11 protein-coding genes are annotated in these 17,241 nt (G+C 72.6%); 6 read left to right on the forward strand and 5 right to left on the reverse strand.

The features are described from left to right. Positions 1 to 13: 13 nt before the first annotated feature. From ACFUO4_RS12130 to ACFUO4_RS12145, 4 genes are all read right to left on the reverse strand, one after another. Positions 14 to 1,951, reverse strand: a complete 1,938-nt coding sequence (locus ACFUO4_RS12130) for a substrate-binding domain-containing protein (protein WP_383483036.1) — start codon at positions 1,949 to 1,951, stop codon at positions 14 to 16. After that, positions 1,941 to 3,464: a sugar ABC transporter ATP-binding protein gene (locus tag ACFUO4_RS12135; RefSeq protein WP_383483039.1), complete on the reverse strand. Its 1,524-nt coding sequence runs from the start codon at positions 3,462 to 3,464 to the stop codon at positions 1,941 to 1,943. Before ACFUO4_RS12135 ends, ACFUO4_RS12130 begins: the two co-directional genes overlap by 11 nt. Continuing rightward, positions 3,461 to 4,498: a LacI family DNA-binding transcriptional regulator gene (locus tag ACFUO4_RS12140; protein ID WP_383483042.1), complete on the reverse strand. Its 1,038-nt coding sequence runs from the start codon at positions 4,496 to 4,498 to the stop codon at positions 3,461 to 3,463. Before ACFUO4_RS12140 ends, ACFUO4_RS12135 begins: the two co-directional genes overlap by 4 nt. A 155-nt stretch (positions 4,499 to 4,653) precedes the next feature. After that, positions 4,654 to 5,175, reverse strand: coding sequence for a GNAT family N-acetyltransferase (locus ACFUO4_RS12145; protein WP_383483045.1), 522 nt, complete (start codon positions 5,173 to 5,175; stop codon positions 4,654 to 4,656). Between ACFUO4_RS12145 and ACFUO4_RS12150 the strand changes: the two genes are divergently transcribed. Both ACFUO4_RS12150 and ACFUO4_RS12155 read left to right on the forward strand, forming a co-directional pair. Next, entirely contained in the window at positions 5,174 to 5,761 is a 588-nt protein-coding gene (locus ACFUO4_RS12150) for a helix-turn-helix domain-containing protein (RefSeq protein WP_383483048.1), read from the forward strand. The genes ACFUO4_RS12145 and ACFUO4_RS12150 overlap by 2 nt on opposite strands. Then, complete coding sequence (locus tag ACFUO4_RS12155; protein ID WP_383483051.1) at positions 5,758 to 7,020, forward strand: MFS transporter; 1,263 nt, start codon at positions 5,758 to 5,760, stop codon at positions 7,018 to 7,020. The genes ACFUO4_RS12150 and ACFUO4_RS12155 overlap by 4 nt, the downstream gene beginning before the upstream one ends. A 264-nt stretch (positions 7,021 to 7,284) precedes the next feature. Here the strand turns inward: ACFUO4_RS12155 and ACFUO4_RS12160 are convergent, their stop codons facing one another. Next, positions 7,285 to 11,070 (reverse strand): BTAD domain-containing putative transcriptional regulator, encoded by a 3,786-nt coding sequence (locus tag ACFUO4_RS12160; protein WP_383483054.1) that lies wholly within the window; start codon positions 11,068 to 11,070, stop codon positions 7,285 to 7,287. Between the two features lie 171 nt (positions 11,071 to 11,241). Here ACFUO4_RS12160 and ACFUO4_RS12165 point away from each other — a divergent pair, with 171 nt between their 5' ends. From ACFUO4_RS12165 to ACFUO4_RS12180, 4 genes are all read left to right on the forward strand, one after another. Further along, entirely contained in the window at positions 11,242 to 11,943 is a 702-nt protein-coding gene (locus tag ACFUO4_RS12165) for a hemerythrin domain-containing protein (RefSeq protein WP_383483057.1), read from the forward strand. Next, positions 11,940 to 12,914: a pyridoxamine 5'-phosphate oxidase family protein gene (locus tag ACFUO4_RS12170; protein ID WP_383483059.1), complete on the forward strand. Its 975-nt coding sequence runs from the start codon at positions 11,940 to 11,942 to the stop codon at positions 12,912 to 12,914. The genes ACFUO4_RS12165 and ACFUO4_RS12170 overlap by 4 nt, the downstream gene beginning before the upstream one ends. Before the next feature lie 55 nt (positions 12,915 to 12,969). After that, positions 12,970 to 15,270 carry an ATP-dependent RecD-like DNA helicase gene (locus ACFUO4_RS12175; protein WP_383483062.1) on the forward strand — a complete coding sequence of 767 codons (2,301 nt, stop codon included), beginning with the start codon at positions 12,970 to 12,972 and terminating at the stop codon, positions 15,268 to 15,270. A 150-nt stretch (positions 15,271 to 15,420) separates the two neighbouring features. Next, complete coding sequence (locus ACFUO4_RS12180) at positions 15,421 to 16,710, forward strand: citrate synthase (protein WP_079311354.1); 1,290 nt, start codon at positions 15,421 to 15,423, stop codon at positions 16,708 to 16,710. The last annotated feature ends 531 nt before the right edge of the window (positions 16,711 to 17,241 follow it).

Genomic DNA, 17,241 nt, shown 5'->3' on the forward strand with positions numbered 1-17,241 from the left:
CCGGCCGTTGGTCTCAGCCCGCGAAGTCGGCCACGTTCTCCTTCGTGACCACCTTCACCGGCACCATCACCGACTTCTCGACCTTGTCGCCCTCGGCCGCCTTCACGGCGTTCTGCACGGCGATCCTGCCCAGTTCCGCAGGCTGTTGTGCCACCGACGCGTACAGCGTGCCTGCCTTGACGGCGTTCAGGCCGTCCTCGGTTCCGTCGAAGCCGATGACCTGGACGGATTTTCCGGCCTTGGAGCCGAGCGCCTTGATCGCGCCGAGCGCCATCTCGTCGTTCTCGGCGAAGACACCGTCGATGTCCGGGTTGGCCTGGAGCAGGTTGGTCATGACGTCCAGGCCCTTGGTGCGGTCCCAGTCGGCGGGCTGCTTGGCGACCACCTCGATGCCCGGGTAGGCCTTCAGCCCTTCGGTGAAGCCGGCGCCGCGCTCCCGGCTGGCGGAGGTGCCGGCCTGGCCCTGAAGGACGACGATCCTGCCCTTGCCGCCCAGCTTCTCGGCGAGGTCCTTGGCGGCGAGCTTGCCGCCCGCCACGTTGTCGGAGGCGACGAGGGCGGCGGTGTCCGCGTTGTTGACGGCCCGGTCGACGGCGACCAGCGGGATGCCCGCCTTGTTGACGCCCTTCGCCGCCGGGGTCACCGCGTCGGAGTCGACGGCGTTGACGATGATCGTGCCGAGGCCCTCGCTGGTGAAGTTCTGCAGCTGGTTGGCCTGCTGCGAGGCGTCGTTCTGCGCGTCGGTGACGGTCAGGTCCACGCCCAGCTTCTTCGCCTCGGCCTGGGCTCCGGCGCGGATCTGCACGAAGAACGGGTTGTTGAGGGTCGACAGCGACAGGCCGATCTTCTGGCTCTTCGCCTCCGAGGTGCCGCTGTGGAGGAGGGAGGTGGCGCCGACGATCGCCGCCGCGACCACGGCCGCGAGCACATAAGTCGCCGCCTGCTTGCCCTTGTTGCCGCCCGTTCCGGCGGCGACCGGGGTCGCGCCCGCCTTGCGGCGGACCGTGTCGAGCAGCACCGCAAGTGCGATGACGACACCGATGACGACCTGCTGCCAGAACGCCGACACGGACAGCAGGTTCAGGCCGTTGCGCAGCACCGCGAGGATCAGTGCGCCGATGAGCGTGCCCGACGCCTTGCCCGTGCCGCCCGCCAGCGAGGCGCCGCCGATGACGACCGCCGCGATCGCGTCGAGCTCGTAGCCCTGCGCGGCCTGCGGCTGCGCGGAGGAGAGCCGGGCGGCCAGCACGATGCCGGCCGCGGCGGCGAACAGCCCCGAGAACGCGTAGATCGCGAGCTTCTGCCTCTTCACCCGCAGACCGGAGAGGCGGGCCGCCTCCTCGTTGCCGCCGATCGCGTACATCGAACGCCCGATGTACGTCCGCCCGAGCACGAACGCCGTGATCAGGCCCATGCCGACCATCACCAGCACGGGCACCGGCAGCCAGCCGCCGAGCGTGTCACCGAGGTGCGAGACCGAGGACGGGAAGGCGATCGGGGAGCCCTGCGAGATCACCAGCGACAGACCGCGCGCCACCGACAGCAGGGCGAGCGTCGCGATGAACGGCGGCAGTTTGCCGTAGGAGATCAGGAAGCCGTTGACCAGACCGCACGCTATGCCGGTCGCGATCGCGAGCAGCACGGCCAGGACGACCGGCATGCCCTGCGACGTGGCGCTCCAGGCGAGGACGGTGGCGGAGAGGGCGGCGACCGAGCCGACCGACAGGTCGATGCCCGCCGAGACGATCACGAAGGTCACGCCGAAGGCGAGGATGGCGGTCACGGCCGCCTGGACGCCGACGTTCAGGAGGTTGTCGGTGGTCAGGAAGTCGCCGGACAGCGCCGACATCGCGATGACGAGGACGATCAGCGCGGTCAGCGCGCCGTTGTCGAGGAGCAGCCGGCGCAGCCCTGAGGCGCCCGTCGTGCTCTTGAGCGTGTCAGTGGCCACGGGGGGCCCCCTTCTCAAGCGTGGTGGGGTTGCTGACGGCGAGCGCCATCACGGCGTCCTGGGTGGCTTCCGCGGCCGGGAGTTCACCGGCGATCCGGCCCTGGGCCATGACCAGGACCCGGTCGCTCATACCGAGGACCTCGGGCAGATCGCTGGAGATCATCAGCACGGCCGCGCCCTGGGCGGTCAGCTCGTTGATCAGCTGGTAGATCTCGACCTTCGCGCCGACGTCGATGCCGCGGGTCGGCTCGTCGAGGATCAGCACCTTGGTGTCGGCGAGCAGCCACTTGCCGATGACGACCTTCTGCTGGTTGCCGCCGGACAACGTCCGTACGTGCTGGCCGAGTCCGGCCATCCGCACGCCCAGCTGCCCGGCGATCCGGGCGGCGGCCTCCCGCTGCCCCTTGAGGTCGACGAGTCCCGCGCGGGTGGCCGAACGCAGCGTCACCAGACCGAGGTTCTCCTCGACGGACGCGTCCAGGACGAGGCCCTGGCCCTTGCGGTCCTCGGGGATCAGCCCGATGCCCGCCGCCATGGCCGCGTTGACGTCGTGCCGCCGCAGGGCGGCTCCGGCGACCTTCACCGCGCCCTTGTCGTAGGGGTCGGCGCCGAACACCGCGCGCACGACCTCCGTACGCCCGGCGCCGACCAGCCCCGCGATGCCGACGACCTCGCCGGCGTGCACCTCGAAGGACACGTCGTGGAAGACACCGTCCCGGGTGAGCCCCTCGACGGTCAGCAACACGGCGCCCTTCTCGGGCTGTTCGCGCGGGTACTGCTGCTCGATGGACCGCCCGACCATGAGCCGTACGAGCTCGTCCTCGGGCGTGGAGGCGGGGACCTGGCCGACGGACCTGCCGTCCCGGATGACGGTGACCCGGTCGCCCAGGGCCGCGATCTCCTCCAGGTGATGCGTGATGAAGACGATCCCGACGCCGTCCTCGCGCAGCTTGCGCACGATCGCGAAGAGCTTCTCGACCTCCTCGGAGGTGAGCACGGCGGTCGGCTCGTCCATGATCAGCACGCGCGCGTCGAGACTGAGCGCCTTGGCGATCTCGACCATCTGCAGGCGGGCGATGCCGAGTTCACGCACCCGCGCGCGGGGCGAGACGTCGACACCCACGCGCGCGAGCAGGACCTCGGCGTCGGCCTCCATGCGCTTCCGGTCGATCATGCCGAGGCGGCGCGGCTGGCGGCCCAGGAAGATGTTCTCGGCGACCGTCAGGTCGGGGACGAGGTTGAACTCCTGGTAGATCGTGGCGATCCCGAGGCGCTCGGAGTCCTGGGCGCCATGGATGCGCACCTCCTCGCCGCCGGCCAGGATGCGGCCCTCGTCGGGCGTGTAGGCGCCGGAGAGCATCTTGATGAGGGTGCTCTTGCCCGCGCCGTTCTCACCGAGGAGGACGTGCACCTCGCCGCGGCGCAGGTCGAAGTCGACGCCGTCCAGCGCGACCACGCCCGGGAAGGTCTTCCGAATGCCTTCGATGCGCAGCAACTCGTCCGGGTTGCTCACGACTGGCTCCTGTTCTGTACGGGGGCCGGCTCGGGGGAGGCCGGCTGCTCGCCGCACGAGCGGCGTACGACGAGACGGGCGGGGAGGGTGACGGACTGCGGGGGCCGTCCCTCGATGCGGTCGACCAGGGCCCGCACGGCGGCCCGGCCCAGCTCGCCCGTCGGCTGGGCGACCGCGGTGATCGGCGGATCGGTGTGCACGAACCACGGGATGTCGTCGAACGCGGCGAGCGCGATGTCCCGCGGCACCCGCAGCCCGCTCGCGCGGATGGCGTCCAGCGCGCCGAGAGCCATCAGGTTGTCCGCGGCGAACACGACCTCGGGCGGCTCGGGCAGGTCGAGGAAGCCCTCGGTGACCCGCCGCCCGCTCTCGGCCTGGAAGTCGCCCTGCCCGATGTAGGCGTCAGGGAGTTCGAGGCCGTACGCGGCCAGGGCCTCCCTGAAGGCCTCCACGCGCTCGCGGCCGGTGGTGGTCGCCGCGGGGCCCGCGATGATCGCGAGCCGCCGGTGGCCGAGGGCGTGCAGATGCGCGACGAGGTCACGCACCGCACCCCGGCCGTCGGACCGCACCACCGGTACGTCCACGCCCGGGATCCACCGGTCCACGAAGACCATCGGCGTCCCCGCGCGCGCGGCGTCCAGCATCAGCGGGGAGCCGCCGTCGGTGGGGGAGACCAGGAGGCCGTCGATGCGGCGGTCCAGCAGGGTGCGTACGTGGTGGTCCTGGAGGTCGGGCCGCTCGTCGGCGTTGCCGATGATGACGCTGTAGCCGAGCGCGCGGGCCTCCTCCTCGACGGAGCGGGCCAGTTCGGTGAAGTACGGGTTGAGCACGTCGCTGATGACCAGGCCGAGGGTGCGGGTCTGGTCGGTGCGCAGCGAACGGGCGACGGCGTTCGGGCGGTAGCCCAGTGCCGCCACGGCGGCCAGCACGCGGGTGCGTGCGTCGGCGCTGACCGACGGGTGGTCGTTCAGGACGCGCGACACCGTGGCGACGGACACTCCCGCCTCGGCGGCCACGTCCTTGATGCTCGCCATCGCCGCTCCACCTCCTCGTGGATCGATCGTGTGCAGCCGTGCAACCGGTTCATGGAATCGATTACATCGGCGTGTACGGAGGATTGGAATCGATTACACGGGGGTTAATCAAGCCCTCGGCCGACCTCTGAGACCGGATCGTGATGAAGGGCCGCTCAGGAGAGCGGCAGCCGCATGAGCGCCAGGTCCAGCCACCGCCCGAACTTGATGCCGACCTCGCGGACCGTCCCCGCGTGCTCGAAGCCGTACCGCTCGTGCAGCCGGATCGACGCGGTGTTCCCGGCCTCGATCCCGGCGATCATCACGTGGTGCCCCGCGGCGCGGGCCGCCTCGATGACGGTGGCCAGCAGGGCGGAACCGATGCCCAGACCGTGGCGCCCCTCGCGGACGTAGACCGAGTTCTCCACGGTGTGGCGGTAGCCCTCCTTCTCGCGCCAGGGCCCGTAGGTCGCGAACCCCACCACCTCCCCGCCGGCCTCGGCGACGAACGCGGAGCCGCGCTCCAGATGGGCGGCCAGCCAGTCCGCCCCCTCCGCGGCCGTCAGCGTCCGGTCCGTCCACAGGGCGGTGGAGTGCGCGATCGCGTGATTGCGGATGTCCCGGACGGCCTCGGCGTCCCCGGGGAGCGCCGGACGGACGCTCACCCCCGTGGCGGCCTTCTCGTATATTGGATTCATGTCCAACATAGTAGATCCGCTGGTCCGCCAGATCGCCGCACGCGTGCGTGCCGAGCGCGAACGCCGCCGCTGGACCCTGGCCCAGCTCGCCGAGGCCTCCGGCGTCTCCCAGGCGATGATCAGCCGGATCGAACGGGAGGAGAGCAGCCCCACCGCGGTCGTCCTCGGCAAGCTGTCGGCCGCGTTCCGGCTCAGCGTGTCCTCGCTGCTGGCGGCGGAGGGCGAGACCGCGACCGAGCCCGGTGCGGAGCGGGTGCGGCGGCAGACCGACGCGGCGGAGTGGCGCGACCCGGAGACCGGCTACCGGCGCCGCCAGATCACCACCCCCCGCTTCCCCGCCGAGATCGCCGAGATCCGCCTGCCCGCCGGGGCCCGAGTCCCGTACCCCGCGGCGGCGTTCGCGTTCATCCGGCAGCTGGTGTGGGTCCTCGACGGCCAACTGACCTTCCACGAGGGCGACCTGGTGCACGAACTGCACGCGGGCGACACCATCGAACTCGGCGAACCGGCTCCGCGCACCTTCGTCAACACCACTGACACGGACTGCCGTTACGTCGTCGTCCTGACCCGGAACCAGCAGCCGTGACACGGCCGACACGACCCGCGCGGCGCCGCGCAACGAGGCCGGCCGGCGACATCGCCGGCCCGGGGCGGCCGGAGCCCGGCCGTCGGGGCCGTACCGTCCTCCTCGCCGTCGTCGCCGGCACCGCGATCGCCAACAACTACGCGATCCAGCCCGCGCTCACCGACGTCGCCGCCGAACTCCACGTCCCGCTGCCGGTGATCGGCCTCGTCCCCACCGCCGCCCTCCTCGGCTGCATGACCGGCTTCGTGCTGCTGCTCCCGCTGGCCGACCGCGTGGCGCCGAACCGCCTGCTGTCCGCCCAGCTCACCGCCCTCGCCGCCGCCCTCACCCTGGCCGCCACCGCCCCCGGCGCGGGCGTCGTCCTCGCCGCCTACCTCCTCGTCGGCGCCACGGCCGGCGTCGCCGCGCAGGCCGGCACCGTCGCGGGCCGCCTCGCCCCGCACGGGCGTCGCGCGCGGGCCGTGGCCGGCGTCGCCGCCGGGATGTCGGCCGGCATCCTGCTCAGCCGCCTCGTGGGCGGAGCCCTCGCGGACGCCCTCGGCTGGCGGACGATGCTGCTGGTCTGCGCCGCCGCCGTACTGCTGTGCGCGACCGCCGCCGGGAAGCTGCTGCCCGGGGAACGGCCGCCCGCGCGCGGCACGTACCCGGCCGCCGTCCGCGCACTGCCCCGTCTGCTGCGCCGGCACCCCGGCCTGCGCCGGGCGGTGGCCGCGGGCGGCCTGTGGTACCTGGCCTTCAACCTGATCTGGGTCGCCCTCGCCCTGGCCCTCGGCCGGCCGCCGTACTCCCTCGCCCCCACCGCCATCGGCCTTTACAGCCTGGCGGGCCTCCTCGGCTTCGCCGCCCTGCCCGTCACCGGCCGCCTGACCGACCGCCACAGCTCCCGTACGGTGATCACGGCCTCGCTGGCCACCGCTGCGACCGGCGCCACCCTGCTCGCCACCGGCCTCGGAACCCCCCTGGTGACCGCCGTGGGCCTGGCCCTCTTCGACGCGGGCGCGTTCGCCGCCCAGGCGGCCAACCAGAGCCGGGTCATGGCCCTCGACCCCGAGCGCGGCGGCAGCCTGAGCAGCGTGTACCTGGTGCTGTACTTCGCGGTGGGAGCGGTCGGTACGACGATCGCGGCGCCGTTGCTCGAAGCCGTCGGCTGGACCGGCACCGCGCTCACGGCGCTCGCCGCGCTGACGGCCGCCACCGGCGTCGTACGCACCGGCGACGGACGGGGGCGGGGCGCCGTCAGGGAGAGCCCGCTCCGCTGAACGGCCGACGGGGCGCCGTCAAGAAGGGCCCGCTCCGCTGAACTGCGTGCGGGACGCCGTCGGGAAGGGCCCGCTCCGCTGAACTGCGTGCGGGACGCCGTCGGGAAGAGCCCGCCCCGCTGACCGGCGGGCGGGACGCCGTCGGGAAGGGCCCGCCCCGCTGAACGGCGGGCGGGACGCCATCAAGAAGGGCCCGCCCCGCTGACCGGCGGGCGGGGCGCTGTCAGGAAGAGCCCGCTCCGCTGAACGGCCGACGGGGCGCCGTCAAGAAGGGCCCGCTGCGCTGACCGGCGCTCCCCAGGCGCGGGCGACGCGCTCCGCCACGGTGTACGCCTCGACCGCGTGCCGCTCCTCGCCGAGGAACCGGTACAGGTCCCCGAGGGCCCGCGCGAGCGGACGCGTGGCGTAGGCCCCGCCGGCCGTCCCGGCGAACTGCTCCCGCAGAGGCAGCAGATGGCCGATCAGCATGCGGGCGGTGTCCCGGTCGCCCAGCAGGACCGCGAGTTGGCTGCGGTAGTCGAGCTCCACGCCGTAGAGATGGTCCGTCACCGGCCGCGCCGGGAACGCGACGGCCCGCGCCTCCGCGAGCCGCCCCAGCCGGGCCAGGACGAGCGCGAGGGCCACGGCGACGGGCGCGCCCACCGCCGCGTGCACCGCACGGACATCGGCCTCGATGTCCGCCTCCCGGCCCTGCGTGAGCCGGATCGTCCACAGGCCCAGCGTGCGCGGACCCGTGGCGTGCTGCGTGCCGACCCGCTGGAAGAGCCCCTCGGCCTCGGCGTACCGGGCCTCCGCCTCCTCGTACCGGCCGGTGACCGTGGCCAGCATGGCGGAGGTGGCGACGTTGATGCCCTGCGCCCAGCGCATCCGGTAGCGGTGGGCGAGTTCCAGTCCGGCGGCGGTGTGCCGGCGTACCGCGTCCGGGTCGTTGCGGGTCGCGGCCGTCAGACCGTCGAGGTGTTCGCAGACCCAGCGGTGGGCGGGCAGGTCGTGGACCCGGGCCAGCTCGCGCAGTTCGGCGACGAGCGGGGTGCGGGCCGTGCCCTGTGTCTCGTGCGGCAGCACCCGCGCGGACGCCATCAACGCCGAGGCCAGCAGCCGGGGTTCGCCGTCGGCGCGGGCCAGCGCCAGCTGGCTGCGCGCCGCGTCGAGGGCCCGTGCCGCGTCCTCGCCCGCCACCGCGTCGGCCAGGACCTGGAGCACACGCGCGCGGGTCGGGCCGTCCAGCGCGGGGTCACGGGCCAGCCGCTCCAGATGGGCCAGGTCGGTCCGGTCCAGGAAGCCCTCCAGGCGGCTGCGCCAGGGCGAGGGCTCGGTCCAGCCGCCGTAGACCGCCGCGGCGAGGTCGTCCCGGCCCGCCCGTACGGCCAGGTCGACCGCCCGCCCCCGGGTGCGCCGGGCGGCGTCGGTGGCACCGGCCCGCACCTGCGCGCCCAGCAGCCGCACCAGCAGCGTCACGGTGCCGTCCGGATCGTCCTCGGGATCGGCGGTCGCCCCGGTGTGCGCCTCCAGCGCCTGCTCGATCAGTCCTACGGCCACGTCGTGGGCGTACCGCCGCTCGGCCCGCTCGGCGGCCCGCAGCGCGTAGTCGACGGCCAGGTGAGCGTTGGCCGTACGGCCGGAACGGGCGTAGTGGTGGGCCAGCGCGGCGAGGTCGTCGGGGCGGTGGCGGCGCAGTTCGACGGCGATCCGGTCGTGCAGGCGGGCCCGCCGGGTGCCGGACAGGTCCGTGTAGACGGTGTCGCGGACCAGCGCGTGCACGAACCGCACCCGCCCCGGCCCCGGCTCGGTCAGCAGGTCCGCGGCGACGGCCGCGTCGAGCCCCGCCAGCACGGTCTCCTCGTCCGCCTCGGCCGCGTCCGCGAGCAGCGCGACGCCGGACTCCAGCCCCGCCACCGCCGCCAGCCGCACGGCCGCGTGCGCTTCGGCGGGCAGCAGGGCGAGCCGCCTGCGCAGCACGTCCCGCACTCCTTGCGGCACTTCCGATACGGCGACCAGGGCGCCCTCGCCGGCCAGCAGACGCGCGCTCTCCCACACGTAGAACGGGTTGCCGCCGGTGCGCTCGGCGAGCGCTGTCACCGTGGCCGTGTCCACGGGCCCGCCGCGCACGGCGGTGACCACGGTGGCGATGTCCTCGTGGGACAGGCCGCCGAGGGTGATCCGGTGCGGGAACCGGAGCGCGAGGTGGGCCAGGCTCTTGGCCAGGTGCCCGTTCACCTCGGCCGGCCGGTAGCAGGCGACGGTGAGCAGCGGCACTCCGGTGACCGCGGCGGCCGCCTCGAGCAGGGCGAGGGTCGGTCCGTCGGCGCGGTGCAGGTCCTCCAGGACGACGGCGATCGGCCGCCCGGCCGCCGCGTCCCGCAGCCACCCGGCGAAGGCCCGGTACAGCCGAAAGCGCCCCGCGGTGGCCTCGTCACGGGTGGTGGGGGCGCGGCCGGCGGGGGAGGGGAAGTCGGCGGGGGGTGGGATCGGGGTGCCGGGGGCGGTGGTGGTGGTGTTCGGGGCCGTGCGCGCTATGGCGTTGGGTGCGGTGGTGGTGTTCGGGGCCGTGTGTGCCGTGGCGTTCGGTGCGGTGGTCGAGGCGTTCGGGTCCGTGCGCGTCATGGCGTCGGGCGGGCTGGTGGTGGCGCGCGGGGCCATGCGGGCCATGGCGTCGGGCGCGGTGGTGGTGGCGTCCGCGTTGGTGCGGCCCATGGCGTCCGGCGCGGTGGTGGTGGCGTTCGGGGACGTGTGTGCCGTCGTGTCGGGCGCGGCAGGCGTGCCGTCGGACTCGCGGAGCAGGGCCGCCAGTTCCCCCGGCCGCGTCGGAGGTGCCGTCCGGGCGAGTGCGCCGAGCGCCTCGGTCCAGGCCCAGGCCGGCGGGGCGCCCTCGTCCTCCGGGCAGCGGCCGACGACCACCGTCCAGCCTCTGCCGCGCAGGCGGTCGGTCAGCCGGGCGAGCAGGGCGGACTTGCCCGCCCCCGCCTCGCCGGTGACCAGCACCATGCCGCCCGCGTGCCGGGCCGCCTGCGCGGCGTCGTCCAGGGCCCGCAGTTCCTCGTCCCGGCCGACGAAGAGGTCGTGACCGCCGCGCGGCGGGGCGGGGTGAGCGGTCGCGGGGGGCGGTGGTGCGGCGGGTTCGGGCGGGGTGGTCGGGCTGGGCAAGGTGGCCGAGGTGGGCGTTGGTGGGGTCAGGCCGGGCAGGGCCGTACCCGGCGGGGACAGGGCCGGTACGGAGGGGAGGCCGGGCAGGGCCGCCCCCGCCGGTGACGGGCCTGGTACGCGCGCTGTCTGCCGCGGTGCCGGTACCGCCGCCCGCAGGACGTCCAGCCTCTGGGCGAGGACGGCGTGTTCCAGTTCGGCCAGGGCCGGTGAGGGGTCGCAGCCGAGTTCGTCGCGCAGCACCGCGCGGGCCCGGCGCAGCGCGGCGAGCGCGTCGGCGCGCCGGCCGCCCGCCCAGTGGGCGAGCGCCAGCAGCCGCCAGCCCTCCTCGCGCAGCGGCCGGTCGCGGACCATGGCCTCGGCGGCGAGGGTGGCCTCGGCGGTGTGCCCGGTGCGCAGACCGGCGGTGACGGCGAGTTCATGGGCCTCCGCGCACAGCGCGTTCAGGCGGGCCGCCTCGGGCACCGCCCAGGTCTCGTCCGCGTGCTCCAGGAACGGGGGCCCCTGCCACCAGCGCAGGGCCTCGGCCAGCAACTCCCGGGCCTGCGCCGCGGGTGCGCGCCGGGCCCGGCTCACCCAGGACTCGAAGCGCCAGGCGTCCACGGTGTCCTCGGGCAGCCGCACGGCGTATCCGGGAGCGGCGGAGACCAGCACGGAGGCGGGCGTACGGGGCGGCCGCCCGGGTTCGAGCACGCGGCGCAGGTTCGACACGTACGACTGGAGGGACACGGTCGCCTTGGCCGGGGGCGTCCCGCGCCACAGCTCGTCCACCATGCGGTCGACGGACGTCACCCGGCCGTGGGCGGCGACGAGGAGAGCGAGGACGGCCCGCTGCCGCGGGGGCCCCAACTCCACCGGCGCACCCGCGACATCGGCACCCAGGGGACCCAGGACTCTGATGGACAGCACGCCGCCGAAGGTAGCCGAGCCCCGCGCCCGCACCGTCAACAGGTGCTAAACGCGCTGGTCGGGCGGGAGATCGGCGGCGGCGTCGAGGTCTCCAAGCGGACTCCATGTCACCGCCAAGGAGGCGCCGCGAGCGTGGTCACCGTCTGTATCCGAACGTCGAAGGACACTTGCGTGACCGCCAAATCCACACCGACCGGTCTGCCCGCCGGCGACCGCCCCCACACCCACGAGATGGTCGTGGTGCACCGCGTGTTCCGCCGGGAGTCGGCGCTGCTGCCGCGCCTGGTGCGTGCCGTGCCGGACGGGGCGTCGGCGCGGGCCGGTGAGGTCGCGGCGTATCTGGACGACTACGTGATGGGGCTGCACCATCACCACTCGCTGGAGGACGAGCTGATCTGGCCCCTGCTGCGGGCGCGGGCCGCCGGGCAGGAGGACCTGGTGGCCCGGATGGAGGACCAGCACGGCCACATAGACCGCACCTTGGCAGCGGTCGCCGAGTGGGCGCCGCAGTGGCGGGGCTCGGCCGACAGCGTCGCCGGGCAGGAGCTCGCCCTGGCGCTGGAAGGGCACCGTCTCGCCCTCCTCGACCATCTGGACGACGAGGAGAAGCTGGTCCTTCCGCTGGTCGCGGAGCATCTGACCGTCGCCGAGTGGGACGAGGTGGGCCGCCGCGGCCTGGAGACACTGCCGAAGAACAAGGTCATGTTGGCCCTCGGCGCGATCCTGGAGGACGCCACGGAGGACGAGCGGGCCTACTTCCTGGGCCGGGCACCGCTGCTGGGACGGCTGCTGTGGCGGTGGGTGGGGCGGCGCCAGTACGCCGCGTTCTGCCAGGCCATGCGGGGCCCGCTGGCCGGGGGGACGGGCCGGTGACCCTCCTCGACTCCGCCCCCGTGCACGCCCTGGACGCCTACCGCACCTGCGAGTTCGTCACCCTGGGCCGGGACGGGACCCCGCTCGCCTGGCCGACGGCGGTGTGGCGCCGTGAGGACGGGACGCTGGTGCTGACCACGTCGCTCGCCTTCGCGCAGAAGGCGCTGAACATCCGCCGGGACGGCCGCGTCGCGCTGCTGTTCTCCGATCCCACCGGCAGCGGTCTCACCGAAGCCCCGGAGATCTTCGTCGGCGGCACCGCCGAGTGCCCCGACGACATCAGGACGGGCCCGCAGGGCCTCGACGACTACTGGCGGATGCTCTTCGAGCGGCAGCCGCACAGCCGGTCGTATCTCTCGCGCCCGATGCGGCGGCTGATGGACTGGTACTACCTGCGGCTCGTCATCACCGTCACCCCGGAGCAGCTGATCGTGCGCTCAGCCGGGGCGCCCCCCTTCCTGAAGGTGTCCGCCGGGCCGGACGGCTCGCCGCTGCCCGGCGCGGAGCAGCTTGCCCGCCATGCCACGGCGGTTCTCGCCGCCCGCGACGCCTCCGGGGCGCCCGCGCTGGCCCGCACCAGGACCGCGCCCACGGTGGGCGGCTTCGCGGTGAGTCCGCCGGCCGACCACGCGATGGAGCCCGGCCCCGCCTCGCTGCTGGTGCACCGGCACGACGAGAAGCTCAACCGGATGCGGAACGCGCTGGTCCGTGGCGAGTTGAGGCAGACCGACGACGGCTGGCTGCTCGTACCCGGGAAGGTGCTGGAGCCCATGGGTTCGGGACGGCCGAGCGACGCGCTGCGGGTCCTGCGCCGCACCCAGCGGGCGACCGACCGCTATCTGCACCGCCGTGGTCTGCCCCGGCCCCCGGTGGCGTGGGACCGGTTCCGCGCGCTCGCCGAGTCCGCCCGCCGGCACGGCACCCTCGACGAGGAAAGACTGCGCACCACACTGCGCTCCCCGCACCACTGACCCCCGCCTGTGGACAACCCCTGCCGCTGTCACACCCCACCGGTACCGTCGGATCATGGCTCAACAGGCGGGGAACGCGACGGGCGAGCGGCGACTCGCCGTCCTCGAAGGCGTGCTGGAGCGCATCACGTACGCCAACGAGGAGAACGGCTACACCGTCGCGCGCGTGGACACCGGCCGGGGCGGCGGCGACCTCCTCACGGTCGTCGGCGCGCTGCTCGGCGCCCAGGTCGGCGAGTCCCTGCGCATGGAGGGCCGTTGGGGGTCCCACCCGCAGTACGGCAAGCAGTTCACCGTGGAGAACTACACGACCGTCCTGCCCGCCACCGTGCAGGGCATCCGCCGCTATCTCGGCTCCGGGCTGGTGAAGGGCATCGGCCCGGTCTTCGCCGACCGCATCACCCAGCACTTCGGCCTGGACACCCTGCGGATCATCGAGGAGGAGCCCAAGCGGCTCATCGAGGTCCCCGGCCTCGGCCCGAAGCGGACCAGGAAGATCGCCGACGCCTGGGAGGAGCAGAAGGCGATCAAGGAGGTCATGCTCTTCCTCCAGACCGTCGAGGTGTCCACGTCGATCGCGGTCCGGATCTACAAGAAGTACGGCGACGCCTCCATCTCCGTCGTCAAGAACCAGCCCTACCGGCTCGCCGCCGACGTCTGGGGCATCGGCTTCCTCACCGCCGACAAGATCGCCCAGTCCGTCGGCATCCCGCACGACAGCCCGGAGCGCGTGAAGGCAGGCCTTCAGTACGCGTTGTCGCAGGCCACCGACCAGGGCAACTGCTACCTCCCCGAGGAGCGGCTGATCGCCGACGCGGTGAAGCTGCTCCAGGTCGACACCGGCCTGGTCATCGAGTGCCTCGCCGAACTCGCCGTGCCCGCGGAAGAAGGCGAGGACCCGGGAGTGGTGAGGGAGAAGGTCCCCGGGGAGCACGGCGAACCCGTCACCGCCGTCTATCTGGTCCCCTTCCACCGCGCCGAACTCTCCCTCGCCGCCCAGCTGCTGCGCCTCCTGCGCACCGACGAGGACCGGATGCCGGGCTTCCGGGACGTGACCTGGGACAAGGCGCTGACCTGGCTGAAGGGCCGTACGGGAGCCGAGCTGGCGCCCGAGCAGGAGGCCGCCGTGAAGCTGGCGCTGACCGAGAAGGTCGCCGTCCTGACCGGCGGACCCGGCTGCGGCAAGTCCTTCACGGTCCGCTCGATCGTGGAGCTGGCCCGCGCCAAGAAGGCCAGGGTGGTGCTTGCGGCCCCGACCGGCCGCGCCGCCAAGCGCCTCGCCGAGCTCACCGGCGCCGAGGCCTCCACCGTCCACCGCCTGCTGGAGCTGAAGCCGGGCGGTGACGCGGCCTACGACAAGGACCGCCCGCTCCAGGCCGACCTGGTGGTGGTCGACGAGGCCTCCATGCTGGACCTGCTGCTCGCCAACAAGCTGGTGAAGGCGGTGCCGCCGGGGGCGCATCTGCTGTTCGTGGGGGACGTGGACCAGCTGCCGTCCGTCGGCGCCGGCGAGGTGCTCCGGGACCTGCTCGCCGACGGCAGCCCCATCCCGGCGGTCCGCCTCACGCGCGTGTTCCGGCAGGCGCAGCAGTCCGGCGTGGTGACCAACGCGCACCGGATCAACGCCGGGCAGCATCCCGTCACCGACGGCATGAAGGACTTCTTCCTCTTCGTCGAGGACGACACCGAGGAGGCCGGGCGGCTCACGGTGGACGTGGCGGCCCGTCGGATTCCGGCCAAGTTCGGGCTCGACCCGCGCCGGGACGTCCAGGTGCTCGCGCCCATGCACCGCGGGCCCGCCGGCGCGGGCAACCTCAACGGCCTGTTGCAGCAGGCCATCACGCCCGGCCGGCCCGACGTGCCGGAGAAGCGGTTCGGCGGCCGGGTCTTCCGGGTCGGCGACAAGGTCACCCAGATTCGCAACAATTACGAGAAGGGCAAGAACGGTGTCTTCAACGGCACCGTGGGCGTTGTCACCTCGCTCGACCCGGTCGACCAGCGCCTGACGGTGCTGACCGACGAGGACGAGGAGGTGCCGTACGAGTTCGACGAACTGGACGAGCTGGCCCACGCGTACGCGGTGACCATTCACCGCTCGCAGGGCAGTGAATATCCGGCCGTGGTGATCCCGGTCACCACCGGCGCCTGGATGATGCTCCAGCGGAACCTGCTGTACACGGCGGTCACCCGGGCCAAGAAGCTGGTCGTCCTGGTCGGTTCGCGCAAGGCGATAGGCCAGGCGGTGCGCACGGTCTCGGCGGGTCGGCGGTGCACGGCTCTGGACTTCAGGCTCTCCCCGAAAAATGATCGATCAAATGAGTCACCTAGGTCACAGAGCCCTTCCGGAACCGGGTAGGGGAGGGCAGGATGGGCAAGTTGGCGGCACTGAGTGCCGCCAATAGGCCCAATGGTCGACCCCCAGTGCACTCTCCTGCGCCGAATGGGGGATGGTAGAGACAGTCAGGGCAACCTCGAAGATGAGGCACAACGTCGGGTGAGGGAAGACGTGAGCGACAACTCTGTAGTACTGCGGTACGGCGATGGCGAGTACACCTACCCGGTGATCGACAGCACCGTCGGCGACAAGGGCTTCGACATCGGCAAGCTCCGCGCCCAGACCGGTCTGGTGACGCTGGACAGCGGCTACGGCAACACGGCCGCGTACAAATCGGCGATCACCTACCTCGACGGCGAGGCGGGCATCCTCCGCTACCGCGGCTACCCGATCGAGCAGCTGGCCGAGCGCTCCACCTTCCTGGAGGTGGCCTACCTGTTGATCAACGGCGAGCTGCCGACCGTCGACGAGCTCTCCGCGTTCAAGAACGAGATCACGCAGCACACCCTGCTGCACGAGGACGTCAAGAACTTCTACCGCGGCTTCCCGCGCGACGCCCACCCGATGGCCATGCTGTCGTCGGTCGTCTCCGCGCTGTCGACGTTCTACCAGGACAGCCACAACCCGTTCGACGAGAAGCAGCGCAACCTCTCGACGATCCGGCTGCTCGCCAAGCTTCCGACGATCGCGGCGTACGCGTACAAGAAGTCGATCGGTCACCCGTTCGTCTACCCGCGCAACGACCTGGGCTACGTCGAGAACTTCCTGCGGATGACCTTCTCGGTGCCGGCCCAGGAGTACGACCTCGACCCGGTCGTCGTCGCCGCGCTCGACAAGCTGCTGATCCTGCACGCCGACCACGAGCAGAACTGTTCGACCTCCACGGTCCGCCTCGTCGGCTCCTCCCAGGCGAACATGTTCGCGTCCATCTCGGCCGGCATCAACGCGCTGTGGGGCCCGCTGCACGGCGGCGCCAACCAGTCCGTGCTGGAGATGCTGGAGGGCATCCAGGCCTCCGGCGGTGACGTCGACTCCTTCATCCGCAAGGTGAAGAACAAGGAGGACGGCGTCCGGCTGATGGGCTTCGGCCACCGGGTCTACAAGAACTTCGACCCGCGCGCGAAGATCATCAAGGCAGCGGCGCACGACGTCCTCTCGGCTCTCGGCAAGTCCGACGAGCTGCTGGACATCGCGCTGAAGCTGGAGGAGCACGCGCTCTCCGACGACTACTTCGTCTCGCGCAGCCTCTACCCGAACGTCGACTTCTACACGGGCCTCATCTACCGCGCGATGGGCTTCCCGACCGAGATGTTCACGGTCCTCTTCGCCCTCGGCCGCCTCCCGGGCTGGATCGCCCAGTGGCACGAGATGATCAAGGAGCCCGGCTCCCGCATCGGCCGCCCGCGCCAGATCTACACGGGCGTGGTCGAGCGCGACTTCGTACCGGTCGAGGAGCGCTGACCGTTGCGCTGAGCCGCAGCACTACTGGGCCCCGCATGCCGATGCCGGCTGCGGGGCCTCGTCGTATGCAGGGAAAGTGAACGGTGCAAAGAAGAAGGCGCCCTGGCGGCGGTCCCCCCACGGGCCGACGTCCAGGGCGCCTTCCCATGTCCCGGTGCGGATTCCCCCCACGGGATCCGGCCGGGCGTCTGTGAGAAAACAGCGCCTGAATCGCTGTGTTGAGCAGAACGAGCAGAACTCGTCGTACTCCTACTGTGTACCGCTGTGTGCGATCTGCCGGGACAGCGCACGGTCGGGAGGGCCGCTCAAAGCTTCCCGTCGTGCCTGTCCCGGCAACGCATCTCTGAGGAAGTCCCCCAAGACATCCCCAGATGCCAGGAAGCGCCCCCCAAGACGCGGCCTGACATCGCCAACTTAGACCTTCGAACCCCTTCGATGGTTACGTTCACATCACTGTGATCTGCGTCTCTTGCATTTGTCCGTTTGGTGCGCAAGGGGTCGAATCGTCGATCGGGTCCCAAGCGTAAGGAT

The sequence above is a fragment of the Streptomyces sp. NPDC057280 genome, assembly GCF_042668605.1.
In the GTDB taxonomy this organism is placed as follows: Bacteria; Actinomycetota; Actinomycetes; order Streptomycetales; family Streptomycetaceae; genus Streptomyces.